Annotated in this window: 21 protein-coding genes; 12 read left to right on the top strand and 9 right to left on the bottom strand. The window is 66.4% G+C overall.

Going from position 1 to position 26,366, the window contains the following annotated elements; all coding sequences use genetic code 11:
• Positions 1–129: 129 nt before the first annotated feature.
• From A5775_RS18020 to A5775_RS18010, 3 genes are read right to left on the bottom strand one after another with little or no spacing between them, the layout of a single operon-like run.
• Positions 130–531, bottom strand: coding sequence for a DUF302 domain-containing protein (locus A5775_RS18020; protein ID WP_067255337.1), 402 nt, complete (start codon positions 529–531; stop codon positions 130–132).
• Between the two features lie 53 nt (positions 532–584).
• Complete coding sequence (locus A5775_RS18015) at positions 585–1,199, bottom strand: hypothetical protein (protein ID WP_067255335.1); 615 nt, start codon at positions 1,197–1,199, stop codon at positions 585–587.
• A 30-nt stretch (positions 1,200–1,229) separates the two neighbouring features.
• The gene (locus tag A5775_RS18010; RefSeq protein ID WP_067255333.1) at positions 1,230–1,532 is read right to left on the bottom strand and encodes a metal-sensitive transcriptional regulator; all 303 of its coding nucleotides are present in this window, start codon (positions 1,530–1,532) and stop codon (positions 1,230–1,232) included.
• Between the two features lie 65 nt (positions 1,533–1,597).
• Between A5775_RS18010 and A5775_RS18005 the strand changes: the two genes are divergently transcribed.
• From A5775_RS18005 to ag85C, 7 genes are all read left to right on the top strand, one after another.
• Positions 1,598–2,029, top strand: coding sequence for an MmpS family transport accessory protein (locus A5775_RS18005; RefSeq protein ID WP_067255330.1), 432 nt, complete (start codon positions 1,598–1,600; stop codon positions 2,027–2,029).
• Positions 2,026–4,932 carry an RND family transporter gene (locus A5775_RS18000; RefSeq protein WP_067255328.1) on the top strand — a complete coding sequence of 969 codons (2,907 nt, stop codon included), beginning with the start codon at positions 2,026–2,028 and terminating at the stop codon, positions 4,930–4,932. Before A5775_RS18005 ends, A5775_RS18000 begins: the two co-directional genes overlap by 4 nt.
• Positions 4,933–4,976: 44 nt before the next feature.
• On the top strand, positions 4,977–5,474 hold the full coding sequence (locus A5775_RS17995) for a metallophosphoesterase (protein WP_067255485.1): 498 nt from the start codon (positions 4,977–4,979) through the stop codon (positions 5,472–5,474).
• 57 nt (positions 5,475–5,531) lie between these two features.
• Positions 5,532–5,993 (top strand): MarR family winged helix-turn-helix transcriptional regulator, encoded by a 462-nt coding sequence (locus A5775_RS17990; protein WP_067255326.1) that lies wholly within the window; start codon positions 5,532–5,534, stop codon positions 5,991–5,993.
• Entirely contained in the window at positions 5,990–6,829 is an 840-nt protein-coding gene (locus tag A5775_RS17985) for an ATP-binding cassette domain-containing protein (protein ID WP_067255324.1), read from the top strand. The genes A5775_RS17990 and A5775_RS17985 overlap by 4 nt, the downstream gene beginning before the upstream one ends.
• Positions 6,819–7,637 carry an ABC transporter permease gene (locus A5775_RS17980; protein WP_067255322.1) on the top strand — a complete coding sequence of 273 codons (819 nt, stop codon included), beginning with the start codon at positions 6,819–6,821 and terminating at the stop codon, positions 7,635–7,637. The genes A5775_RS17985 and A5775_RS17980 overlap by 11 nt, the downstream gene beginning before the upstream one ends.
• Positions 7,638–7,919: 282 nt before the next feature.
• A complete protein-coding gene (gene ag85C / locus A5775_RS17975; protein WP_067255320.1) occupies positions 7,920–8,951 on the top strand; it encodes a diacylglycerol acyltransferase/mycolyltransferase Ag85C in 1,032 nt (343 codons plus the stop codon).
• A 57-nt stretch (positions 8,952–9,008) separates the two neighbouring features.
• On the opposite strand, the gene A5775_RS17970 is transcribed toward ag85C, so the two are convergent.
• From A5775_RS17970 to A5775_RS17955, 4 genes are all read right to left on the bottom strand, one after another.
• On the bottom strand, positions 9,009–9,713 hold the full coding sequence (locus A5775_RS17970; protein WP_067255318.1) for a YoaK family protein: 705 nt from the start codon (positions 9,711–9,713) through the stop codon (positions 9,009–9,011).
• A 44-nt stretch (positions 9,714–9,757) separates the two neighbouring features.
• Positions 9,758–11,113 carry a maltokinase gene (locus A5775_RS17965; RefSeq protein WP_067255315.1) on the bottom strand — a complete coding sequence of 452 codons (1,356 nt, stop codon included), beginning with the start codon at positions 11,111–11,113 and terminating at the stop codon, positions 9,758–9,760.
• Positions 11,114–11,165: 52 nt separating this feature from the next.
• Complete coding sequence (gene treS, locus A5775_RS17960; protein WP_067255483.1) at positions 11,166–12,947, bottom strand: maltose alpha-D-glucosyltransferase; 1,782 nt, start codon at positions 12,945–12,947, stop codon at positions 11,166–11,168.
• A 121-nt stretch (positions 12,948–13,068) separates the two neighbouring features.
• Positions 13,069–14,118, bottom strand: a complete 1,050-nt coding sequence (locus A5775_RS17955) for a S1C family serine protease (RefSeq protein WP_067255313.1) — start codon at positions 14,116–14,118, stop codon at positions 13,069–13,071.
• 139 nt (positions 14,119–14,257) lie between these two features.
• Here A5775_RS17955 and A5775_RS17950 point away from each other — a divergent pair, with 139 nt between their 5' ends.
• Together A5775_RS17950 and A5775_RS17945 are read left to right on the top strand one after the other, a co-directional pair.
• Positions 14,258–14,683, top strand: coding sequence for a TIGR03668 family PPOX class F420-dependent oxidoreductase (locus tag A5775_RS17950; RefSeq protein WP_067255310.1), 426 nt, complete (start codon positions 14,258–14,260; stop codon positions 14,681–14,683).
• 154 nt (positions 14,684–14,837) lie between these two features.
• Entirely contained in the window at positions 14,838–17,006 is a 2,169-nt protein-coding gene (locus A5775_RS17945) for an elongation factor G-like protein EF-G2 (protein WP_067255307.1), read from the top strand.
• Positions 17,007–17,016: 10 nt separating this feature from the next.
• Here A5775_RS17945 and A5775_RS17940 read toward each other — a convergent pair whose 3' ends face one another.
• Positions 17,017–18,624, bottom strand: a complete 1,608-nt coding sequence (locus A5775_RS17940; RefSeq protein ID WP_067255305.1) for a FadD7 family fatty acid--CoA ligase — start codon at positions 18,622–18,624, stop codon at positions 17,017–17,019.
• A gap of 255 nt (positions 18,625–18,879) precedes the next feature.
• Between A5775_RS17940 and oxc the strand changes: the two genes are divergently transcribed.
• Complete coding sequence (oxc, locus tag A5775_RS17935; protein WP_067255303.1) at positions 18,880–20,628, top strand: oxalyl-CoA decarboxylase; 1,749 nt, start codon at positions 18,880–18,882, stop codon at positions 20,626–20,628.
• Here the strand turns inward: oxc and A5775_RS17930 are convergent.
• Positions 20,612–21,544: a LysR family transcriptional regulator gene (locus A5775_RS17930; RefSeq protein WP_067255481.1), complete on the bottom strand. Its 933-nt coding sequence runs from the start codon at positions 21,542–21,544 to the stop codon at positions 20,612–20,614. The genes oxc and A5775_RS17930 overlap by 17 nt on opposite strands.
• Before the next feature lie 374 nt (positions 21,545–21,918).
• Between A5775_RS17930 and A5775_RS17925 the strand changes: the two genes are divergently transcribed.
• Entirely contained in the window at positions 21,919–22,674 is a 756-nt protein-coding gene (locus tag A5775_RS17925; RefSeq protein ID WP_067255301.1) for a L,D-transpeptidase family protein, read from the top strand.
• A 108-nt stretch (positions 22,675–22,782) separates the two neighbouring features.
• Positions 22,783–26,364 carry a carboxylic acid reductase gene (gene car, locus A5775_RS17920; protein WP_231995208.1) on the top strand — a complete coding sequence of 1,194 codons (3,582 nt, stop codon included), beginning with the start codon at positions 22,783–22,785 and terminating at the stop codon, positions 26,362–26,364.
• The last annotated feature ends 2 nt before the right edge of the window (positions 26,365–26,366 follow it).

Genomic DNA, 26,366 nt, shown 5'->3' with positions numbered 1-26,366 from the left:
CCGTACAGCACCACCACGATGCCCGCGATCACGAGCGTGCGGGCCGTTATCACTCGGTGCCGATCTTGAATCCAACGTCTTAGCCGTTCAAGTCGTGGATCAATTCGTGGACGAAAACGAAGGGGCTGGTTACCCGAGCGCGTCGATCGCCGCTTGCAGCCTGGTGGTGGCCTCGTCCGCAACGTCCTGCAGAGCCCCCGCCTTACCGGTCACCGTGACCATGAGTTGGGGGTCCATCGCCTCGACCAGAACGGCATCGCCGTCGCCGGCCGGGTCGGAACGCACCACCACGTTGCACGGCAGTAACTGGCCGATCTGGCGGTGGATGTCCAGCGCGCGATGTGCCAGCCCGGGGTTGCAGGCACCCAGGATGAGATAGTTCTCCATCTCCTCGCCGAGCTTTTGCTTCAGGGTGGCTTTCACGTCGATGGTGGTCAACACGCCGAAACCCTGGTCGGCCAGTGCCTTTGTCGTCCGGTCCACCGCGTCGTCGAACGAGGTGTGCAGCGTGGTGCTCAATCCTGATGTCATGTGTTTCTCCTCTTTTCACCCTTGAACTACCCAAGTTTTCGTCGCGCACCGGGCTAGGCGCGACTCCGTGGTCGCTGCAACTGAGCGAACTGCGGGGTTGCGGCCAACGTGGCGACCGCATCGAACAGCGCGGTGCCGGCTTCGGCATCGGGCAGCGCGGTCAGCACCGGCCCGAAAAATGCGTGTTTGCCGATCCGCAGGATCGGGCTACCGCCAGTTTCACCCAGCGCCTCTTGGCCCGCTTGATGTTGGTGCCGGATGAACCCGTCCAAGGAAGTGTCCGAAACCGCCGCTGCCGTGGCGCCACGGGCCCCCACCGTCATCAAGACGTGCGCGACGAGATTGGCGTCAATGGGCTCGGAACGCTCGAAGTATCGCTCGCCGAACGCGAAATACGCGTCCACCCATCCCGCGGGGCCGTGGTCGCGGGCGAGGGCGGCCATCAGCCGACCGACCTGTTGCGAGTCACGCATCCGGGCCTGCTGTGCGGGCGTGAGGTCCCGTCCCTCGTTGAGAGCTGCCAGGCTCATCAGTTGCCAATCGATGGCCGATCCGGTTGCTTCGGCAACCGCGCGTAGCCAACGCGCGGTGTTCCACGAAAACGGGCATACCGGGTCTAGCCACAGCGTCACCTTCGGTTCAGTGTGATCGCTCTCGGTGGGGGACATTCGCCCTTCCCTTTCGTAACAGCTGAGCTATCAGGCCAGGCTCAAGAACAGTTTCTCCAGTTCATCGATCGACACGGCCGGCTGATCGTCCGAGCGCGTGATGCAGTCGCGCAAACCCGAAGCGATGATTTTGAAGCCGGCGCGATCCAATGCCTTCGACACCGCCGCCAGCTGGGTGACGACGTCTTTACAGCTGCGCCCCTGCTCGATCATCGCGATGACTCCCCCGAGCTGGCCGTGGGCCCGGCGTAACCGGGTGAGGACGACGTCGATGTCGCCGGGATCATGCCTCGCGACGTCCGCTTTCCGCGGTCCGTTACCTTCGATTGCCATGACTTCTTTATACCATACCCCGTAGGGTATATCTTGAATGGCGAAGGAGTCTTGAAGGGATCTCGATGTTGACGTTTGTGAAACGGACGTGGGTGGCGCTCGTCGTCGTGGCGGCGGTTGCCCTGGGCGGTGTCGCCGTCGACCGGCTCCGCGGTGTTTTCGGCTCCGACGCGATCTTTACCGCGACGGGCAGCAGCGCCGAACCGCTGGAGCCCTCGCACATCAAACGAGTGACCTACGAGATCTACGGACCCAGCGGCACAACAGGAAGCGTGAGCTACCTCGACAAGAACGCACAGCCGAAACAGGCGGACTTCACCGCCCTGCCGTGGACCCTCACGGTCACCACAACCGTGCCCGCCGTGATCGCCAGCATTGTGGCGCAAGGGGATAGCGATGACATCGGGTGCCGCATCACCGTCAACGGTGATGTCAAAGACGAACGCTCCTCGGCTGGACGCCACGCCCAAACTTCCTGTCTGGTGAAAGCCGGATGAACGCCGACAACGACGCTCGTCCAAGATTCATGCGGTTCGTCCGCAGGTTCGCCGTACCCATCCTGGTGGCATGGCTGCTGTTGACCGTCGCGCTGAATGTGCTTGTGCCACCGATCGAGTCGGTCGCCCGGAATCACGCGGTGACGATGTCACCTCAAGATGCGCCGGCGATGATCGCCGCCAAGCGCATCGGCGCGACATTCCACGAGTCGGATTCCGACAGCACCGCGATGATCGTTGTGGAGGGCGATAAGCCGCTCGGAGAGGAAGCGCACCGCTATTACGACGGCTTGGTGAAGAAGCTGGCGGCCGATCCCGAGCACGTGCAGCACGTCCAGAACGTGTGGGGAGATCCGCTCACCGCCGCCGGAGTCCAGAGCCGCGACGGCGAAGCCGCCTACGTCCAACTCAATTTGGCCGGCAATCAGGGCAGCACCCTGGGCAACGAATCCGTGGACGCCGTACGGGAGATCGTCGACAAGTCGGCGCCGCCCAAGGGGCTCAAGGTCTACGTCACCGGCCCGGCACCGCTGACGACGGACATGAACGAGGCCGCCGATAAAAGCATGTTCAAGATGATGGGCGTGACGGGCGTGGTCATCATGATCATGCTCTTCATCGCCTACCGTTCCATCAGCACGATGCTTCTGGTTCTCGTGATGGTGGGTTTCGAGATGGGCACGGCCAGAGGGCTTGTCGCGCTCCTGGGGAACTCTGGCCTATTGGGCTTTTCGACGTTCGTCGTTGCGATGCTGTCCTCGTTGGCGATCGCGGCCGGAACCGATTACGCGATTTTTCTCATCGGGCGCTACCAGGAGGCTCGTCAGGCCGGCCAGGACCGAGAAGTCGCCTATTACACGATGTTTCGCGGGACCTTCCATATCATCTTGGGATCGGGGCTGACGATCGCCGGGGCCACCTTCTGCCTCCACTTGGCCCGGCTGTCGTATTTCAAGGCGCTGGGCATTCCATCCGCGTTGGGGTTGGTTGTCGTTGTCGCGGGCGCGCTCACCGCGGCGCCGGCGGTAGTCGCCGTAGCCAGCCGATTCGGCCTGCTTGATCCGAAGCGGGCCGTCAAAGTCCACGGATGGCGGCGGATCGGCGCCGCCACGGTGCGCTGGCCCGGTCCCGTGCTCGCGGCCTCGCTAACCCTCGCGATCGTCGGCATCCTGATCATGCCGAGCATGAAGATCAGCTACAACGATCGCTTCTACATTCCCAGCAGCTTGCCCTCGAACGTCGGATACGCGGCCGCCGAGCGCCATTTCACCGCCGCGACAATGAATCCCGACATCCTCATGGTCGAGAGCGATCACGACATGCGCAATAGCGGCGACATGATCATCCTGGACCGGATTGCCAAGGACGTCTTTCGCTCGCCGGGAATCGCGATGGTGCAGAGCATCACCCGCCCGCTGGGCGGGCCGATCGAGCACACGTCGATACCGTTCCAGATGAGCGCCCAAGCGATTCCGATCCAGCAGAACCTTCAGTTCATGAGGGACCGGACGGCCGACATGCTCACGATGAGTGACGATCTCGGCGCCATGATCGGCTCGATGGAACGCATGCAGCGCTTGCTGGGACAGATGAGTGACACGACGCATCACATGGTCGGCGACATGCACGAGATGCAAGCCACGTTGGACCAGATGCGAGACCATCTAGCGGACTTCGACGATTTCGCCCGACCGTTCCGCAGCTATTTGTATTGGGAACAGCACTGTTTCAACATCCCGGTCTGTTGGGCTTCCAGGTCTGTGTTCGAGGCGATCGACGGTGTGGACAAGTTCAGCGAGAACATGAGAGCGCTGATCAAAGACATGACCAACGTGGACGCGATAGTGCCGCAGATGCTCGCGCAGTTCCCCCCGATCATCGCGGTGGCGAAGTCCATGCAAGGGACTTTGCTCACGATGCACAGCAGCTTCTCGGGCCTGGTCACGCAGATGGCCCAGATGACCGATACCGCCAGCGCGATGGGCCAGGCTTTCGACGCCTCCAAGAGCGGCGACTATTTCTATCTCCCGCCGGAGGCGTTCCAGAATCCCGACTTTCAGCGCGGTTTGAGGCTCTTCCTTTCGCCGGACGGCAAGGCGGCGCGCTTCATCATCACCCACGACGCGGATCCCGCGACGCCAGCAGGCATCTCCACGGTCAAGCCGGAACTGGCGGCCGCATACCAAGCCGTGAAGGGAACCAACCTGACCGGGGCGAAGTTCTACCTCACCGGCACGGCGGCCATCTACCGTGACATCCAGGCGGGGTCCCAATATGACCTGCTGATCGTCGGAATAGCGGCTCTGACACTGATTTTCGCCGTCATGCTGATTATCACCCGAGCCTTGATCGCGTCTTTGGTAATTATCGGGACGGTGCTGCTGTCGCTGGGTGCCGCGTTCGGGCTCTCGGTGTTGGTGTGGCAACACCTCTTTGGCCTGGAGTTGAACTGGATCGCCCCGGTGTTCGGGCTGATCATCCTGCTCGCCGTCGGATCCGACTACAACCTGTTGCTGGTGTCACGGTTCCAGGAGGAGATCGGCGCCGGACTGAGGACGGGCATCATCCGATCCATGGGCAGCACCGGCGGAGTCGTCACCGCGGCGGGCCTGGTCTTCGCCTTCACCATGATGTCGATGGTCGCCAGCGACCTGCGCTCCATCGGCCAGGCCGGAAGCACGATCGGCCTCGGCCTGCTGTTCGACACCCTGATCGTGCGCTCCCTGATGACACCGTCCATCGCGGCGCTGCTCGGCCGCTGGTTCTGGTGGCCGCTCCGGGTCCGCCCGCGGCCGGCGAGCTACCTGCTCCGGCCCTTCGGGCCGCGTCGACTCGTTCGTTCGCTCCTCCTCGGCGAGGACGCGGATGCCTCAACGGCCAAGCGGCAAAACGCCATGGCATGAACGCCTCGGCCCGCCACCGACCCCGCGTGGCGCACGATGGTTCCGTGAAGTTGCTGCTGATTGCCGATACCCACATCCCGCGACGCGCCCGCGACCTGCCCGCGGCGGTGTGGGATGAGGTGGCCGGGGCCGACGTCGTCATACACGCCGGTGACTGGATAGCGCCGGAGTTCCTCGACCGCCTGGAAAGCAGGGCGGCCAGGCTGGTGGCGTGCTGGGGAAACAACGACGGCCCGGCATTGCGGGCCCGGCTGCCCGAGCGGGCCGACGTCACCCTGGCGGGTGTGCGGTTCACCGTCGTCCACGAGACGGGTGCAGCGGCCGGGCGCGAGGCACGCATGTCGCGGCTGTATCCCGACAGCCAGGTGGTGGTGTTCGGGCATAGCCACATCCCCTGGGACAGCACCACCGAGACCGGGCTGCGCCTGCTCAATCCGGGTTCGCCGACGGATCGGCGCCGCCAACCGTTCTGCACATATATCACCGCTGACGTCTACGACGGCGCCGTGACCGGCGTCGTCCTGCATCGCCTCCCCAAGTAGCGGGTACATACCGTGCGCAGAGCTTGCCCGCATAAATAGCTCGGCTACAGAGGTATTATGGCGGAAGTGAAATCACGCACCGATGTCGCGGCCGACCTGTTCGGCGTGGTCGGCCGGTTCCGGCGGGAACTACGCAGGTCGGCAGGGCGCGCGTTCGATTCGTCGCGCCTCTCCGAATCGCAGTCCGAGCTGCTGTGGCTGGTCGGACGACGTCCGGGGATTTCGGTCGGCGCCGCCGCCGCCGAGCTCGGGTTGGTCCCCAACACCGCCTCGACCCTGGTCACCAAGCTGGTGTCCCACGGACTGCTGCGCCGCACCGCCGGCGACACGGACCGCCGGGTGTGCCGGCTCCAGCTCGCCGAGCCCGCCCAGCAGATCCTCGACGCGTCCCGCGCCGCGCGGCGCGCATTGTTGTCCGAGGTACTCGACGAACTTGACACCGACGAAATCGAGTCCTTGACAAAGGGATTGGAGGTCCTCGATACGATGACCCGAATGCTCCAGGAGCGGCGATCATGAGCGGATCGCTGCCGATGGCCATCGACGCAAAGCACCTGACCTACCGCTACGGCCAGTTCACCGCCGTCGATGACGTGACATTGCGTGTTCGGCCCGGCGAAACCATGGGGCTGTTGGGGCCCAATGGCGCCGGGAAGACGACCATGGTCCGGATGCTGACCACGTTGGCCCCGGTGCAACAGGGCGACCTGCACGTTTTCGGCATGGACGCGCGCCGCCAAACCACCGATATCAGAAGCAACATCGGCTATGTGCCGCAACAGCTTTCGATCGAGCCCGCCTTGACAGGCCGGCAGAACGTGGAGTGGTTCGCACGGTTGTACGGTGTGCCGCGCGCTGAGCGCTCCGATCGCGTCGATGGGGCGCTGGCCGCCATGGACCTGTCGGACGTGGCCGACCGGATGGCATCGACCTACTCCGGCGGCATGGTCCGCCGTCTCGAGGTGGCGCAGGCACTGGTCAACCGCCCATCACTGCTGGTCCTGGACGAACCGACCGTGGGGCTGGATCCCATCGCGCGCGACGGCGTCTGGTCGCAGGTGCGAAAGATGCAGGCCCGGTTCGGCATGACCGTGCTGCTGACCACCCACTACATGGAGGAAGCCGACGCGCTCTGCGACCGGGTGGCGCTGATGCATCACGGCGCCTTGCGGGCCGTCGGCGCACCCGGGGCGTTGAAGGCCCAGCTATCCACGGGGTCGCCGGGCGCCACGCTCGAGGATGTATTCCGCCATTACGCGGCAACGGGTTTGGACGACGCGGCGGCGTCGCCGGACGAATCCGGGTCCCTCCGCGAAATCCGTTCCAGCAGAAGGGTGGCGCGCCGTGTCGGTTGATAACGCAGTGGCGGCAACGTTGGTCCGCGCGCCGCGGGGATGGCAGCGCGTTGGCGCGCTGTCCAGTCGCATCGGGGCATTCGCGATCGTCGAACTGCAGAAGCTGCGACATGACCGGACCGAACTCGTCACCCGGATGGTGCAGCCGGCGCTGTGGCTGCTGATCTTCGGCACCACGTTCAGCCACTTACACGTCATCGCAACCGGATCGGTGTCGTATCTGGCCTTTCTGGCGCCCGGGATCATCGCCCAGTCGGCGCTGTTCATCTCCATCTTCTATGGGATACAGATCATTTGGGATCGGGACGCCGGAGTGCTCGCCAAACTCATGGTGACGCCGGCGCCGGCGTCGGCGCTGATCACCGGCAAGGCATTTGCGGCCGGCGTGCGTTCGGTGGCCCAGGTTGTCGGCGTGATGGCGCTGGCGTACCTGATGCGTGTCGGCCTGACGATCAATCCCCTGCGGATCGTGGCAGCGATGGGCGTCGTCATGCTCGGTGCCGCGTTCTTCGCCTGCCTGTCGATGACGTTGGCCGGCCTGGTGCGCAACCGCGATCGTCTGATGGGCATCGGACAGGCGATCACGATGCCCTTGTTCTTCGCCTCCAACGCGCTGTACCCGGTTGACGTGATGCCGGCCTGGTTGCGGGTGCTGAGCAAGGTCAATCCCCTCAGTTACGAGGTCGACGCGCTGCGGGCGCTGCTGATCGGCACCGCCTTCAACCCAGTCGGCGTCGTGGTGTTGGTAGTGGCGGCGGTGCTCGGAATCGCCGCAGCGTCAACGCTTTTGCGTCGCCTGGTCGCCTAGTGTCGTGAGTCGTTATTCGACTGGTTTCGCATTTCTGAGTCGGGACACCAAGCCCCGCCGGTGATAGCGGACGCGCTATCGCATCGCAAGATGCCGGCACGGTTCCGAAAGCCGATCGTGACCCGAATGTGATGATTTCTGGCCGACTCTCAATCGTTAGCCAACCGCGATCTGTCGCTGCGGCCGCGACAACCGATTTCGGCACTCGCCCTGTGTTTGACTCCCCGAGAACAGATTCCACCGCATGGTGCGGCAGATGAAAGTTGGGATGGGTAGAGAGCTATGTCGTTCATCGAAAAGGTGCGAAAGTTGCGTGGCGCGGGGGCGAACATGCCGCGCCGACTGGCGATCGCGGCCGTGGGGGCCTCCCTGCTGTCCGGTCTCGTCGCGGCAACCGGCGGCTTCCCCACCGCGGCGGCCTTCTCCAAGCCGGGACTTCCGGTGGAATACCTCGAGGTGCCATCACCGTCGATGGGCCGCAACATCAAGGTCCAGTTCCAACCCGGCGGCGCACACGCCGTGTACCTCCTGGACGGTCTGCGCGCGCAGGAGGACTACAACGGCTGGGACATCAACACCCCCGCCTTCGAGGAGTTCTACCAGTCCGGCCTGTCAGTGATCATGCCGGTCGGCGGCCAGTCCAGCTTCTACAGCAACTGGTACCAGCCGTCGGTGAGCAACGGGCAGAACTACACCTACAAGTGGGAGACATTCCTGACCCAGGAAATGCCGCTGTGGATGCAGGCCAACAAGCAGATCTCCCCGGCGGGCAACGCCGCGGTGGGGCTGTCGATGTCGGGTGGTTCGGCGCTGATTCTGGCCGCGTACTACCCGCAGCAGTTCCCCTACGCCGCCGCCCTGTCGGGCTTCCTGAATCCGTCCGAGGGTTGGTGGCCCACCCTGATCGGTCTGGCGATGAGCGACTCGGGCGGTTACAGCGCCAACAGCATGTGGGGCCCGTCTACCGACCCGGCGTGGAAGCGCAATGACCCGATGATCCAGATTCCGCGGCTAGTCGCCAACAACACCCGCATCTGGGTCTACTGCGGCAACGGCACTCCGAGCGACCTGGGCGGCGACAACATGCCGGCCAAGTTCCTGGAAGGTCTCACGCTGCGCACCAACGAACAGTTCCAGAACAACTACGCGGCCGCGGGCGGGCGCAACGGGGTGTTCAACTTCCCGGCCAACGGGACACACTCGTGGCCCTACTGGAACCAGCAACTGATGGCCATGAAGCCCGACATGCAGCAGGTGCTGCTGGCCAGCAACACCACCGCACAACCGGCGCAACCGGCGCAACCGGCCACCTAAAACCCGACGACCCGATGACCCGACGAACCAGCATCGGCAGTAGCGCACCGGTCAGCGCTACTGCCGATGCTCTTTTTCACCCGCGCCGAGCAGGGCGCGCCGGTCGGAGTGGAAGTACGTGTAACCGGTGGTGAAGGCGCACACCACCGTGGCCATCACCAGCATCCATGTCCCGTTGACGAACTGGCTGATGAAGCCGCCCACGGTTGCGCCCAGCACGAAGCTGGCGAACAGCAGAAAATAGCCCAGCCAGTCCCCCGCCGTCCCCCCGGCGATGTGGCGTTCGATGCCCTGGCCCATCTTGACCAGCGTCCCGGTCACATAACTGAGCGAGACCGACACCTCGCCGTCCTTGACGAAGGACGTGTTCAGGGCTCCAATGCCGAAGGTCAACAACATGATCGGCGCGAAATCGAGCAGATTCTCTTCCCAGCCCTCGTCGATGACGTCCACCATGGTGGCCGCCGCCAGACTGAACGTCGTCAGCACCGTCGGCCCATGCGGGTGCGCCACCCAGAAATGCCGCCGGCAGACCGAGGCGATCACCACCCCGGAGACGAAGCACACGATCAACACACCCGCCGTCACGGAGAGCAACACGTCGCCGCGGAAATACCCGAGCATCGCCCGCTGGGCGTTCCCGGTCATGAAGGTCACGAAGTAGCCGGCGGAATGGGTGAAGGCGGTCGCTCCCAAGATCCCCGCCACCACCGCCAGCACCCACGACAACCGCGACTCACTGTTGTTGATCTCGTTCGGCACACGCACATGCTTCCAGACGGCAGCGCTGCGCGCAGCGCACGAGGCTAGACGGCGGTCAGACGTGCGATGGAGCGCAACGGGATCGGCAGCCAGCCGGGCCGGTGCCGCGCCTCGTAACCGGCTTCGTAGACGGCCTTGTCGAGTTCGTAGGCGGCCAGCAGCTGCGCCGAATCGCGTGGGTCGATCCCGGAGGCGGCGGCGTAGCCGTCGCAGAATGCGGTGCGATTGCGTTCGACCCACTCGCGGGCCCGGGCCGCCAACTGCTTGTCATCGGCCTGGTCCACCAGTGGCCCGTACGCGGCGTAGTCGAAGGACCGCAGAACGCCGGCCACGTCCCGCAGCGGCGAATCGGGCGCGCGGCGTTCCTCGAGTGGCTGCCCGGGTTCGCCTTCGAAATCGATGAGCAACCAGCTCTCCGGCGTGCGCAGCACCTGCCCCAGGTGCAGATCACCATGGACACGCTGCACGGTGATCGTCTCGGCGACCAGCTTGCCGAATCGCTCTTCGATGGTTGCCGCGCACTCCCTGAGCTCGGGAACCAGTGCCACGGTCGACGACAGCCGCGCCAGCACGCTGTCCACCGGGAAGACCGCTTGGGAGGTGCCCAGGGTCTCGGCCAGGGTGGCGTGCACGGAGGCCACGGCCTCACCGAGGCGGAAGGACTCCCCCGCGAAGTCGCCGCCGACCTCGTACGCATACAGATCGCCTTCGGCGAACAGGTCACGCACGCTGGCGGTGGCCATCGCCCAGCCTTCCGCGGCGTTGGCGGCGAACTCGGTCACCATGCCCAGCGGCCACACCTCATCGGCGGAGCCGCCCGGACCCGTCATCTGGTAGGTGCCCAGCAGCCGGGCGACGTGCGGGTTGCCCGCGCGGCCCAACACGCGGTTCAGCTCGATGTCGGGGTTGATGCCGCTGCTGACGCGGCGGAACAGCTTGAAGATCGCGTCTCGGTCGAAGATGACGCTGGTGTTGGACTGCTCGGCGTCGGACACGTGCGACATCGCCTCCAGCGGCAGCGCGACGTCGGGCTCTTTGGCGAATCGCACCTCCACGCCGGACGCTTCCCGCACGGCCGACGAGTCGATCAACGACAGCAGGAACTGCGGCGCATCGGCGTCATACATCGCGTCGAAGCCGGTCCGGTCGTCGGCCGCGCCGATGGTGGCGACGTTGCTGTACTCGGAGACCGGGGCGGAATCCCAGCGCACGATCACCTGGTAGCGGTGCCGGGACCCGTCGGCGTAGTCCGTGTCGACGAGGACCAGGTCGAGGTCGTCCCGCAATCCGACGACGACGCTCGGTTCAGCGGCGGACAACTCGCGGTTGCGCCCGGCATACCAGCGTTGCTGCGGAAGCCACTCAGACCAGGGCAGCTTGCCCGGTTGGGTCGCGGTCATTTGCGCCACTCCTCTAACTCAGTTGGCGTCGGATCGTGGCCGGCGCGAGTGGTCATGCGTCCTCCTCGCATCCGGTCAGCCGGAACCAATAGAACCCGTGTCCCGGCAGCGTCAGCAGATAGGGCAGGTGACCGATGCGCGGAAACTCCACCTGCCCGGTCAGCTCGACCGGCGTGCATCCACTCCAATGCTGCAGATTCAGTTCGATCGGCTGCGGGAACCGCGACAGGTTGTTGACGCACAGCACGGTGTCGCCGGCTTGGTCTCCAGCGGGCACCTGCCGCACGAACGCCAGCACCGACGGGTTCGAGCCGCCCAGTTCTTCGAAACTCCCCACGGCGAAGGCCTCGTGCCTGCGTCGCACGACCAGCATCGTGCGGGTGAAGTTGAGTAGCGAGGTGGAGGTGTCACGCTGGGCCTCCACATTGACCGCCTGATAGCCGTAGACGGAGTCCTGGCTGGCCGGCAGATACAACCGGCCGGGGTTGGCCTTGGAGAAGCCGGCGTTGCGGTCCGGTGTCCACTGCATTGGGGTGCGTACCCCGTCGCGGTCCCCCAACCAGATCACGTCGCCCATGCCGATCTCGTCACCGTAGTACAGGACCGGCGAGCCGGGCAGCGACAACAGCAGCGCGGTGAACAGCTCGATCTGGTTGCGGTCGTTGTCCAGCAACGGCGCCAGGCGGCGGCGGATACCGACGTTCGCCTTCATCCGCGGATCCTTGGCGTACTCCGAGTACATGTAGTCGCGTTCTTCGTCGGTGACCATCTCCAGCGTCAACTCGTCGTGATTGCGCAGGAAGATGCCCCACTGGGCCATGTCGGGGATCTGGGGCGTCTGGGCCAGGATCTCCGAAATCGGGAACCGTGATTCGCGGCGGACCGCCATGAAGATGCGCGGCATCAGCGGGAAGTGAAACGCCATGTGGCATTCGTCGCCGCCGGTGCTGGTCTCACCGAAGTACTCGACGACGTCGGCAGGCCACTGATTGGCCTCCGCCAGCAGCACCCGGCCCGGGAATTCGTCGTCGACGACCTTGCGGACGCGCTTGAGGAAGGCATGCGTCTCGGGCAGGTTCTCGCAGTTGGTGCCCTCCCGCTCGAACAGGTAAGGCACGGCGTCCAGCCGGAACCCGTCGATCCCGAGGCCGAGCCAGAACCGGAGGACGTCGATCATCGCTTCCTGCACGGCCGGGTTTTCGTAGTTCAGGTCCGGCTGGTGCGAGAAGAACCGGTGCCAGTAGAACTGCTTGCGCACCGGGTCGAAGGTCCAGTTGGACTCCTCGGTGTCGATGAAGATGATCCGGGCGTCGGTGTAGCGCTCGCTGGTGTCGCTCCACACGTAGTAGTCGCCGTACGGGCCGTCGGGATCGTGACGCGACTCCTGAAACCAGGGATGCGAATCCGAGGTGTGGTTCATCACCAGGTCGGTGATCACGCGGATGCCCCGCTCGTGCGCGGCGTTGAGCAGCGCGACGAAATCCTCGACCGTCCCGAACTCGGGCAGCACCTTGTAGAAGTCCCGGATGTCATAGCCGCCGTCGCGCAGGGGCGAGTCGTAGAACGGGGGCAGCCAGATGCAGTCGATGCCCAGCCACTGCAGATAGTCCAGCTGCCCTAGCAGTCCGCGCAGGTCACCGGCGCCGTCGGCGTTGGCGTCGAAGAACGCGCGGACCAGCACCTCGTAGAACACGGCGTGCTTGAACCAGGTCGGGTCGGTGGGTAGCGCGGCGGCGTTGTTGAAGTCATCGGAGTCGGGGTGCTCGACGACGCCGTCCTGGACGTGACTGCCCCCTTCGGGATGGTGCTCGACAGCTTCTCTTGCGTCGTTCATCAAATCCACGATGCCACGGGTACCCGAGGCGCGACATTCGGAATCACGCCCATACGTCGATGACGAATCACGCCCGGTGGCAAACGAATTGGCCACCGGGTGGACGTCGTCGCCGGGCGGGTCAGGCCGGCGGCCCCTCCGCCAGCGTCACGTTCGCCGTGTGCTCGACGCCGTCATTGGTGCGGTAATGCACCGCGATCCTGTCCCCGGGGTGGTGCGGGACGAGCACCTCGGTCATGGACGTCGCCCCGGTGATCGCGACGTTGTCGACGCCGGTGATGACATCACCCGTGGCGATATCGGCGGCATCGGCGGGACCGCCGTTGACCACGCGCTGCACCCGCGCGCCGTTGCCGTTGTTGTCCATCACGCCCACGCCGAGGAATGCGGTGGGGCCGATGTGCACGGTGTTGGAGCCGGCGCCGGACCTGATCTGGCCGGCGACGCCCATCGCGCGGCCGATGGGAATGGCGAAGCCCTGCCCGCCCGACATCTTGTAGCTGTCGGTCGCGGCGGTGTTGACGCCGATCACCTGCCCGGCGTTGTTCACCATGGGCCCCCCGGAGTCGCCCGGCCTGATCGCGGCGTCGGCCTGAATAAGGCCGCCCAGGTTCTCCTGCGCACCGGTCAGGGTGTCGGTCGCCGACACGCTCTGGTTGAGCGCGACCACCTTGCCGGTGACCGCGCTGGGTGTCCCGCCCTGACCGCCGGCGTTACCGAGCGCGACGATCGACTCACCCACCGTGGCCTCACCGCCGATCGCGGCGGTGGGAAGCCCGGCCGCGCCACGAAGCTGCAGCACCGCGATGTCTTGCGTCCGGTCGTAGCCGACCACGTCCACCGCGTAGGTCTGCCCGTTGCCGACGTCGAACGCGCTGATGTCGGTCGCACCCGAGATCACGTGGTTGTTGGTCAGCACGACACCGTTCGGATCGATCACGATGCCCGTGCCGGCGCCTACCGCGTTGTTGTAGCCGAACTTGGTGTCGATGTTGACCACCTGCGGCCCCACCTGACCGACCATCGCCGATGGGTCCAGCGGCAGGGCGGGCGGTGACGCGGTCGCAGGCGCAACAGCGACACCGGCGTTCACGCCGAGGCCGAGTGCGACCACCGCCGGCACGCTGACCACCCATGACCACCAGATCGAGCGGTGGTGCGATTTGCTCATCCCGTCACCCTCCTGCTTCGCGGTAAACAACAAACTGTCCCGGCCTCAGGCTCTGGGCGGCACAATTTTGTGTATATAACCGTAATGCAGGTAGCTATGCCAGGCATGTGACAGGTCTGATCGGCCTAGGCTTGGCGCGGTGGGCGAATTCGACGCCAAGGCCAGGTTCGCCGAGTCCCCGGTAGCCCGGCTGGCCACGATCACGCCGGGCGGGCGACCGCACCTGGTGCCGGTGGTCTTCGCGGTCGCCACCGACCCGGGCGGTGGCCCAGACGTGGTGTACACGGCCGTCGACGCGAAGCCGAAAACGACGCGGCGATTGCGCCGGCTGGCCAACATCGACGCCAACCCCCGGGTGAGCCTGCTCGTGGACCACTACGCCGACGATTGGACGCGATTGTGGTGGGTGCGGGTCGACGGCGTCGCCACCATCCACGACCACAGCCCCGCCATGGAGTTCGGGTATCGGCTGCTACGCGCGAAATATTCTCAGTATCAATCGGTTTCGCTGGACGGTCCGGTGATCGCCGTCGCCGTGCACCACTGGTCCAGCTGGCACCACTGAATCGCCGCGCAGCGCCGGTGGGCGCACGCCCGGATCGACCGGGCTTTCGATCTGGCACGACGGTCTTGTGGTCGACGGAAGTTGGGTGAATGGTAGCTAGATAGGTGCTAGCTAGGTCAGCGAGGGCGCGGTCCGGGCAACCTGGAGGAAAGTCATGGCGGACAAGACAAATACTTCCCAAGGCGCGGGAAACGCTCCTACGGCCAACGGGCCGGACCAGATTCGCAACGTGGTCCTGGTGGGACCGTCGGGGGGCGGCAAAACCACACTCGTGGAAGCCCTGTTGGTCGCCTCCGGCGTCTTGACCCGAAGCGGCTCGGTGACCGACGGCAACACGGTCTGCGACTACGACGAAGCCGAGATTCGGCAGCAACGGTCGGTGGGCGTCGCCGTCGCATCCCTGTCGCACGACGGCATCAAGGTCAACCTGGTCGACACACCCGGCTACGCCGACTTCGTCGGGGAGTTGCGGGCCGGGTTGCGGGCCGCCGATTGCGCGCTGTTCGTGATCGCGGCCAACGAAGGCGTCGACGAGCCCACCAAATCGCTGTGGCAGGAATGCGACCAGGTCGGCATGCCCCGCGCGGTGGTGATCACCAAGCTCGACCACACCCGCGCGAACTATCAGGAGGCGCTGGCCGCGGCCCAGAATGCGTTCGGCGACAAGGTCTTACCGCTTTACCTGCCGAGCGGTCTGCCCGCCTGTCACGGGCTGACCGGTCTGCTGTCGCAGGCGCGCTACGAATACGCCGACGGCAAGCGAACCGTGCAGCCACCGGACCCGTCGGACGCCGAGCAGATCGAGGAAGCGCGCGGCGCGCTGATCGAAGGGATCATCGAGGAGTCCGAGGACGAGTCGCTGATGGAGCGTTATCTGGGCGGTGAGTCCATTGACGAATCCGTCCTCATCGCCGACCTGGAGCGGGCCGTCGCCCGGGGTTCGTTCTTCCCGGTGATCCCGGTCTGCAGCACCACCGGAGTGGGCACCCTGGAATTGCTGGAGGTCGCCACCCGCGGGTTCCCGTCGCCGATGGAACACCCACTGCCGGAGGTCTTTACGCAACTCGGCGCTCCGCACGCCAGCCTGACGTGTGCCGCCGATGCGCCATTGCTCGCCGAGGTGGTGAAGACGACGTCGGACCCGTACGTGGGCAGGGTCAGCCTGGTCCGGGTGTTCTCCGGGACCATCAGGCCCGACACGACGATTCATGTGTCGGGCCATTTTGCGTCGTTCTTCGGCGGCCCCGAAGGGGATCGAGGCAATGGCCATGCGCACCCCGATCACGACGAGGACGAGCGCGTCGGGGCGCTGTCCTTCCCGCTGGGCAAGCAGCAGCGCCCGGCCACGGCCGTGGTGGCGGGCGACATCTGCGCGATCGGCAAGTTGAGCCGCGCCGAGACGGGCGACACCCTCTCGGACAAGTCGGAGCCGCTGGTCCTGAAGCCCTGGACCATGCCCGAGCCGCTGCTGCCGGTCGCGATTGCCGCCCACGCCAAGACCGACGAGGACAAGTTGTCGGTGGGGCTGGGCCGGTTGGCCGCCGAGGACCCGACGCTGCGGATCGAGCAGAACTCCGAAACCCACCAGATCGTGCTGTGGTGCATGGGTGAGTCCCACGCCGGCGTGGTTCTCGATGCGTTGGCCAATCGGTACGGCGTCACCGTGGACACCGTGGAGCTCCGCGTCCCGCTGCGAGAAACCTTCGGCGGCAAGGCGAAAGGCCATGGCCGTCACGTCAAGCAGTCCGGCGGGCACGGTCAGTACGCGGTGTGCGACGTCGAGGTGGAGCCGCTGCCGGAAGGCAAGGGATTCGAGTTCGTCGACAAGGTGGTCGGCGGGGCGGTGCCGCGCCAATTCATTCAGAGCGTGGAGAAGGGCGTGCGCGCCCAGATGGAGAGGGGGGTGCACGCGGGCTACCCGGTGGTCGACATCCGCGTCACCCTGCTCGACGGCAAAGCGCACAGCGTCGACTCGTCGGACTTCGCATTCCAGATGGCCGGCTCGCTGGCGCTGCGGGAGGCCGCGGCCGCAACGAAGGTGGCGCTGCTCGAGCCCATCGACCAGATCTCGGTCATGGTGCCCGACAATTTCGTCGGTGCGGTGATGGGCGACCTCTCCAGCCGGCGCGGCCGCGTCCTCGGGTCCGACACGGCGGGCAACGAACGCACCGTCGTCAAGGCCGAAGTGCCCCAGGTGGAGCTGACCCGCTACGCCATCGACCTGCGGTCACTGGCGCACGGCGCCGCATCGTTCACGCGGTCGTTCGCCCGCTATGAACCCATGCCGGAATCCGCCGCGGCCCGGGTGAACGCGGGCGTCTGAGCGCGGGTTCCTACGTCGCGCGACCGAACCGCTCGGCGACGGCGCGGCGGTCCAACGACCCTTTGGCGGTGTGCGGCAACTCCGCCACCCGCTGGAACCCGGCCGGCACCTCGAAGGGGGCCAACCGGTCGCGGCAGAACGACGTCAGCTCGTCGGCTGTCGGCGCGGCCGATCCGCGGGGGACGATCACCGCGGCCACGGTCTCGCCGTAGAGCTCGTCCGGCCTGCCGAATACGGCTGCCTCCAGTACGTCGGCGTGGCTGGACAGCACCGCCTCGACGCGCTCGGGCGAGATCTTTTCCCCGCCCCGGTTGATGAGTTCCTTGATCCGGCCGCGAATCACGAGGTCGCCGGCCGCCGCCTTGGTGCCCAGATCACCGGTGTGCAACCATCCCCGCGTGAAGTTGGCGTCGGTGATCGACGGGTCGCCGAGGTAGCCCCGCACCACGGTGGGACCGTGCAGCCAGACCTCGCCAACGGCCTCGGCGGGCAACGTCTGACCGTCGGGCCCGACGATCCGGATCTCGGGTCCGGTCGATCGTCCGACGAGACCCGGTGTGGCACCGGGGTTTTCGCTGTATCCGGCGCCTTCGACTGCGGTGGTGGCCACTTGGTGGGTCGCCTCGGTCATCCCGAATGCGCTCACCACCGGCGCCGAGAACGTGTCCTGTAGGGCCTGCGCCGTTTCGGCGGTGAGCGGCGCGCTGCAGCTGCGGATGAACCGCAGGGCGCCGGTGCTCGCGGGCCGTTCGGTTCTGGCGCGTTCCAACAGGATCTGATGGATCGTCGGGACGGCCGTGTACCAGGTGGCCCGCACGGCCTCGATGTCGTCCCAGAACGTGTGCGCCGAGAAGCGTCCGCCCGCGGGCAGCAACACCGAACCCCCGGACGCCAGGGTGGCCAGCAGCGCGGCGAGCAGCCCGTGCCCGTGGTACAGCGGCATCACCGCGACCGTCGAATCCTGCTCCCCCAGACCGTACCCGGCGACAATGGCCGCGACCGAGCCGGCGATATTGTGGCGCGTCCAGGGCACCATCTTGGGCAGCCCGGTGGTACCGCCGGTGAACATGATCATGGCGTCGTCGTCGCACAGACCCTGCGGCGCCGAAACGTCGCGCTCGGGTGCGGCGGTGGCGTTCAGGCCGACCGTCGGGGCGGCGTCGTCGGGTCCGACGTTCACCGCGATTTCCCACTGCGGCACGCGCTGCGATGCCGCAGCGCCGGCGTCGCTTTCGGGATCCTGGAGGTGGTCCACGAGCACCGCCCGCGCGCCCACCGCCTCGCTGCGGGCGTGCTGCTCACTGATCGGAAGGGCCGGATCGAGCGGAGCCACAACGAGATCCGCTCGCGACGCCGCCAGCAGCCCGACGACGAACTCGGCGTTGCTGCCGGCGCGCAGCGCGACCCGGTCACCCGCCAGCAGGCCGCCGGCCTTCAGCTGTGCGGCCAGATCGTCGACCAGCCGGGTCACGTCGCGGTAGCTGACCGGTATGCGTTCGGCGGTAACGACCAGCGCGCGCGCCTGCGGCGACCGGTGCGCCACCGCCGCGACCAGGTCGGCGATGCGCGGGCTCGCGGATTGGGTGACCTCGCCGCCGGTTGTCGAATCGGACCTCATCGCCGCGCTCCTTCCCATTCCTGCCGTCCGTGTGCCGTCGTAAGTCACCCTGCCGGGCGGCCATCGTGCCCGTCCAATACCGATTCACTCACGACCGATAACCGTGGGCTATCGAAGGGCGGTACCGTCGAGCCGACCTGCGGCGATAGACCGCGTCAATCGTCGGATAGCGCCTTCGACTTGGACATACGCCGGGCGCCGGGGTCACAGTGATGGCTACGTCAGTACGCCCGCCCGCACCCGAGGAGTCACCACATGTCCACAATTCCGGCATCGGGGACCGACGCGCCGGGGTCGGCCCGCATGGTCGACGGCTTCCACCTCGTGGTGGAGGCGCTCAAGGCCAACGACGTCGAGACCATCTACGGGATCGTCGGCATCCCGATCACCGACCTCGCCCGGACCGCGCAAGCGTCGGGCATCCGCTACATCGGCTTTCGGCAGGAGGCCTCGGCCGGCAATGCCGCCGCGGCAGCCGGCTTCCTCACCCGCCGCCCCGGTGTGTGCCTCACGACGTCCGGGCCCGGCTTCCTCAATGGATTGCCCGCGCTGGCGAACGCCACGACGAATTGCTTTCCGATGATCCAGATTTCGGGTTCGAGCGATCGGGCACTGGTGGATCTGCAACGCGGCGACTACCAGGACCTCGACCAGCTCAACGCCGCAAGGCCGTTCGCGAAGGCGGCCTACCGGATCAACCGGATCGAGGACATCGGTCGCGGCATCGCGCGCGCGATTCGCACCGCCGCCTCCGGGCGCCCCGGCGGTGTCTACCTGGACATCCCCGGTGACGTCCTGGGCCAGGCACTCAAGGCCTCGGACGCCGCCGGCACTATTTGGCGGGTCGTCGATCCCGCGCCCCGCCAGCTGCCGGCGCCGGACGCGGTCGATCGCGCGCTGGGCGTGCTGGCCCAGGCGCGCCGACCATTGATCGTCCTCGGTAAGGGCGCGGCGTACGCCCAGGCGGACAACGCGATTCGGCAGTTCGTCGAGGTCTCCGGAATCCCGTTCCTGCCGATGTCGATGGCCAAGGGGCTGTTGCCGGATTCCCACCCGCAGTCCGCCGCGACCGCACGGTCGCTGGCGATCGCACGCGCCGACGCCGTACTGCTGGTCGGCGCCCGGCTGAATTGGCTTCTGGGCCACGGGGAGTCACCGCAGTGGTCCACCGATACCCAATTCGTCCAGGTTGATATCGCGCCCACCGAATTCGACAGCAATCAGCCGGTCGCCGCCCCGCTGGCCGGCGACATCGGTTCGGTGATGTCCGCGCTGTGTGACGCCGTTGCCGCACAACCGATCGCCGCGCCAGCGGACTGGACCGGTGAACTGGCCGACCGCAAGGCACGCAACGACGCCAAGATGCGCGAACGCCTGGCCGAAGACCCGCGCCCCATGCGGTTTTACAACGCCCTCGGCGCGATTCGCGCTGTGCTGCAGGACAACCGCGACGTCTATGTCGTCAACGAGGGCGCCAATGCGCTCGACCTGGCCCGCAACGTCATCGACATGGAAATGCCGCGGCACCGGCTCGACACCGGAACCTGGGGCGTCATGGGGATTGGCATGGGCTACGGGATCGCGGCCGCGGTCGAGACCGGCAGACCGGTCGTCGCGATCGAGGGTGACAGCGCATTCGGCTTCAGCGGAATGGAGATCGAGACCATCTGTCGCTACCGGCTGCCGGTGACCGTCGTCATCCTCAACAACGGCGGCGTCTATCGCGGTGACGAGGCAGCGGCCGGCACGGCCGCACACCCCTGGGATCCCGCCCCAACCGTGCTGAACGTCCGGGCGCGCCACGAACTGATCGCAGAGGCGTTCGGCGGCAAGGGGTATCACGTCGCCACGCCCGCCGAGCTGCGCGCGGCGCTGACCGAGGCGATCGGCTCCGGGGCGCCGTCGATCATCGACTGCGAGCTCGACCCGGCCGCCGGCGTGGAAAGCGGACATCTGGCCAACCGCAACCCGGCCCGCGCGGCCGCGGTCAGCGACGGCGGGTGACGCCCAGGAGTTGCGCGTCGAAAAACTCGTTCAGCGCCAGCCTTTCGGCCGATGCGGCCAGCGCACGCGCGATCGGCGACCCGGGTCCGCTCGAATTGGTCGCCAACACGACGTCGGCTTTGAGCACCGGGTCGACCATCTCCACAGCCCGGATTTCGGGGCCCAGCAGCGAGGTCCACAGCCACGTGTGCGGCACGATGGACGCCCAATTTCCGGTGGATGCCGCGGCGATTAGTGAAGCGACGGAATCGGTTTCCACTTGCGGGCTGACGGTGATGTCGTGGTCGGCGAACGCCTTGTCGATGATCTGGCGGTCACGCATGTCGGGGGTGAGCAGCGCCAGCGGTAGCTGCGCGGCCTGGGCCCAGGTCATCGTCGCCGCGCCGGATCCCGGCATGTCCGCAGGCGATAGCAGCACGTAGCGCTCCTGGTACAGCGGGACGAGGTTCATGTCGTGGGCCTCGCCCGGCGCCGCGTGCACGACGGCGGCGTCGAGTTCGAATTCGCGCAGGCGCCGGTAGAGTTCGGTTGCCGCCAGCCGGGACAGGATCTGGACCTTCACCAACGGATGCGCAGAGCAGAACGCCGAGAGCACCATTGATGCCGTCGTCGAAGCCGTCGGCACCGTGCCCAGCCGGAGCGTCCCGGTGATGCCCGAGCGCACGGCGTCGACCTCGGCCTTGAACGCGTCGTGCTCGGCGAGAATCCGTCTGGCCCAGACCACCAACCGCTCCCCTTCGGGGGTGAGGCCCTCGAAACTATGGCCGCGATTGATCAGCGTGACGTTCAGCTCGCGTTCCAGCTTGGCGATCGCGGCAGACAGCGCGGGCTGGGAGACGAAGCATTTCTCGGCCGCCCGGGCGAAGTGTCGCTCGGAGGCGACCGCGACGAAATACTCCAGCTGACGGAAGAGCACCCGCACTCCTCGGGGGTCGGGCTCGGGCTTGGGGCACCGATCTCGCTGAGGCTAACGCGCCGCCGACAGATGCGCCAAGCCCGCGACCGGTATTCGTCGGCGCCCGCGGGCGGTCCGGGTCGTTGCGGCCGCGAAAACCGCAGTATCGGTTCCACTTTCACGCAGATGCTGCTCGGGCGCCGCGTGGGGGCAGGGATTCTCGAGGGGTGTCGACTCGCCGCCCGTTGTGCCCCTGACCCGATTGAACCCAATCGGTATTCGGATCGTGACCGTGGCGACCGCGGCGTGCTGTCATTGTTTGCTGAAACTGGCAATTCGTGGGTAACCCGTAGAATATCCGTGTGTTGATCGCACCATCTCGAAGGGTGGACGCTATGCGTCGAGGTGTTCGTTATCTATTTGTTATGGTCGCGATCACGGTCATGGGCTTGGTGGGATCGGCGGGCCGTGGCACCGCCGCGGTGCCGACGCCGCAATCCACTCCCGGCGTCGCCTCGATTTTGCCCGCCGACGGCGCCGTGGTCGGTGTGGCGCACCCCGTCGTGGTGACGTTCACTGCGCCGGTGGCCGATCGGGCCGCCGTCGAGCGGTCGATCCACGTGACGTCGCCGAGCAATACCCCGGGGCACTTCGAGTGGGTCCAGAACACGGTCGTGCAGTGGGTCCCCAACCAGTATTGGCCCCCGCACACGCACGTCTCGGTGGGCGTGCAGGCGCTGACGACCGGTTTCGACACCGGCGATGCGCTGCTCGGGGTCGCCAGCATCTCCAAACACACCTTCACAGTCAGCAGGGACGGGGAGGTACTGCGCACCATGCCCGCGTCGATGGGCAAGGCGAGCCGGCCCACCCCGATGGGTAGCTTCACCGCGCTGGAGAAGCAGCGCACCGTCGTGATGGACTCGCGCACCATCGGTATTCCGCTCAGCTCCCCCGAGGGGTACAAGATCACCGCCCAGTACGCCGTCCGGGTCACCTGGAGCGGCGTCTACGTGCACTCGGCTCCGTGGTCGGTCGATTCCCAGGGCTACGCCAACGTCAGCCACGGCTGCATCAACCTCAGCCCCGACAACGCCGCCTGGTACTTCAACCAGGTCAACGTCGGCGACCCCATCCAGGTCGTGGCCTGAGCGCTGCGCAGATCCCCCGATGTGACAGTCGTCACACGCGTTGAATGGAAGAGCGGCTTGCGCCGGTGAGTTCCCGTTGAAGCGAGGTATCTGAACGAGAGGCGGGCCATGACCGGTGATGCGAAGCACACGAAAGTTAGCTCTAGAGGCCCGATCAGCCCGGCGCGCGAGCGGGTAGCCGACCGCATCAGCGAGTTGGCCGCCAACGACGAACAGTTCCGCAACGCCGAACCCGATATTTCGCTACAGCAGGCAGCCCGCCAACCGGGCCTGCGCCTGCCCCAGATTCTTGAGCTGTTCGTCGACGGTTACGCCGAGCGTCCCGCGCTGGGCTGGCGGGCCAGGACACTGAGCACCGATGCCGCGACCGGGCGCACCACCACACGACTGCTCCCCCGGTTCGACACCATGACCTACCGCGAGCTGTGGGCCGACGTCCGCGCGATCGCCGGCGCGTGGCGGCACGACGCCGCGAACCCCGTGTCGCCTGGGGATTTCGTCGCCACAGTCGGTTTCGCCAGTCCGGAATACCTGACCCTCGACCTGGTCTGCGGCTACCTCGGGCTGGTGGCCGTTCCACTGCAACACAACACGACCGCCTCACGGTTGCGCCCCATCGTCGACGAGGTCGAGCCGGCGATACTGGCTGCCGGGGTCGACTATCTCGACCTCGCCGTCGAAGCGGCGTCCGGTAGCGCATCGCTGCGGCGCCTCGTGGTCTTCGACTACCAGCCCGAGGTCGACGAGCAGCGCGAAGCGCTGCAACGCGCCCAAGCCAAGCTGGCGGCCGCCGGAATGGCAGTAGCCATCGAGACATTCGACGAAACCGTCGAACTCGGACGTAGCCTGCCGCCCGAGCCCATGTACACCGGCGACACCGATCAGCGGCTGGCCATGATCATGTACACCTCGGGCAGCACCGGACTGCCGAAGGGGGCCATGTACACCGAGCGGATGCTGACCAAGGTGTGGACCAACGAGCTGATGCCCGACTTCGCGGACACCCCCGTGCTCAACGTCAACTTCATGCCGCTGAATCACCTCGGCGGCCGGATACCGCTGTCGACGGCATTCCAGGCGGGCGGCACCAGCTACTTTGTGCCGGAAAGCGATCTGTCCACCTTGTTCGACGACTGGAACCTGGTGCGCCCCACCGAAATGGGACTGGTACCCCGGGTGGCGGAGATGCTCTACCAGCGTTACCAGAGTGCCGTCGACCGGCTCGTGGCTTCGGGCGCCGACGCGGCCTCCGCCGAGGCCCGGGCGGGAGCCGAGCTGCGTGAGCAGGTCCTTGGCGGACGCATCGTGACCGCCTTTTGCGGGACGGCACCGCTGGCCGCGGAGATGCGATCCTTCGTCGAAACATGTTTGGACGTCCACGTTCTCGACGGCTACGGGCTGACCGAGGTCGGCATGGTGACCAAGGACGGGCGCATGAATCGTCCCCCGGTGCTGGACTACAAGCTCGTCGACGTTCCCGAACTGGGCTATTTCCACACCGACAAGCCTTATCCGCGTGGCGAATTGCTGGTGAAGTCGTTGACCGCCATGCCGGGATACTTCAAACGGCCGGACGTCACCGCCAAGGCGTTCGATCCCGACGGTTACTACCGGACCGGCGACGTGATGGCCGAGCTGGAACCGGATCGGCTGGCCTACGTCGACCGTCGCAACAACGTATTGAAGCTCGCGCAGGGCGAGTTCGTCGCTGTCGCACGCCTGGAGGCCGTGTTCGCCAGCGCACCGCTGGTCCGCCAGATCTTCGTCTACGGCAACAGCGAACGACCCTATCTGCTGGCCGTCGTCGTGCCGACCGCCGACGCCGCGGAGCGATTCGCCGGCGACCCCGACGGCCTGAAGGCCGCGCTCGCCGAATCCCTACGCCAATCGGCACAACTCGCCGAACTGCAGTCCTACGAAGTGCCGGTCGACTTCATGGTCGAGACCGAGCCGTTCAGCGAGGACAACGGCCTGCTCTCCGGCGTGGGTAAGTTGCTGCGACCGAAACTCAAAGAGCACTACGGCGATCGGCTCGAGCAGCTCTACGCCGATCTGGCCGAGCACCGCGTGACCGAGCTGCGTTCGCTGCGCGAGGGCGCGGCCGATCGCCCGGTGATCTTCACTCTGACTCGGGCCGCCGAGGCGCTGCTGGGTGTGGCCGGCGGCCCGCCCGGGCCCGACGCGCTGTTCATCGAACTCGGCGGCGATTCCCTGTCGGCGTTGACCTTCTCCAACCTGCTGCGCGACATCTTCGATGTCGACGTGCCCGTAGGAATGATCACCGGGCCGGCGACCGATTTGGGTCAGCTCGCGCAATACGTTGAATCCGAACGCAAATCGGGATCTCGACGGCCCGCTTTCGCGACGGTACACGGTCGTGGCGCCGCCGAAGTCCGCGCGGCGGAGCTCACCTTGGACAAGTTCATCGACGCGAAGACCCTGGGCGGCGCGCCGACGCTGCCGCGCGCGGCCGGCACACCACATACGGTCCTGCTGACCGGCGCCAACGGGTACCTCGGACGCTTCCTGGCCCTCGAATGGCTCGAGCGGCTGGCCGAGACCGGCGGGAAACTCATCTCCATCATCCGGGCCACGGACACCGCGGCGGCCGTCAAGCGGCTGGAGGCGGTTTTCGACAGCGGGGATCCGCAATTGCTGGAGCGATTCCGCGCGCTGGCCGCCGAGCACCTGGAGGTCATCGTCGGTGACATCGGCGAACCGAATCTCGGGCTGGACCAAGCGACTTGGCGGCGCCTCGCGCAGAGCGTGGACCTGATCGTCCACCCGGCCGCGCTGGTCAACCACGTGCTGCCGTACGACCAGCTCTTCGGCCCCAACGTCGTCGGCACCGCCGAGTTGATCCGCCTGGCGATCACGACGCGAATCAAACCGGTCACGTACCTGTCGACCGTCGCGGTCGCCATGACCGTCGATCCCGGCGCGTTCGCCGAGGACGGCGACATCCGCGCGGTCAGCGCGATACGTCCGATCGACGACAGTTATGCGAACGGGTATGCGAACAGCAAGTGGGCCGGCGAAGTGCTGCTGCGCGAGGCGCACGATCTGTGCGGGTTACCGGTCGCGGTCTTCCGGTCCGACATGATTCTCGCGCACAGCCGGTATGCCGGCCAGCTGAATATGCCAGACGCGTTCACCCGGTTGATATTCAGCCTGCTGACCACGGGCATCGCGCCGTCCTCCTTTTACCAAAGCGACGCTCAGGGACGGCGGGCGGTGGCGCACTACGACGGGCTGCCCGCCGACTTCGTCGCCGAAGCGGTCACCACGCTCGGCGAGCAGATGGCAACGGCCGCCGATGATGTCGCGCGCTTCCGCTCCTATGACGTGATGAATCCGCACGACGACGGCGTTTCGCTGGACGTGTTCGTCGACTGGTTGATCGCCGCCGGGCACGGCATCCAGCGCATCGAGGACTATGACGAATGGCTGGGCCGCTTCACCACGGCCCTTCGCGCCCTGCCGGACAAGCAGCGCCAGCATTCGGTGTTGCCGTTGCTGGACGCCTACCGGAAGCCCGAAACACCGCTGCGTGGTGCGCCGGCCCCCACCGGCGTCTTCCGCCGCGCGGTGCGAACGTCGAAAATCGGCCCGGACGAGGACATTCCGCACCTGACGGCGGCGTTGATCGACAAATATGTCGCGGATCTGCGCTTGCTGGGTTTGGTGTAGGC

The sequence above is a fragment of the Mycobacterium sp. 852002-10029_SCH5224772 genome (genome assembly GCF_001667315.1).
GTDB lineage: Bacteria > Actinomycetota > Actinomycetes > Mycobacteriales > Mycobacteriaceae > Mycobacterium.
This window is presented reverse-complemented; position numbering and strand designations above follow the sequence as displayed.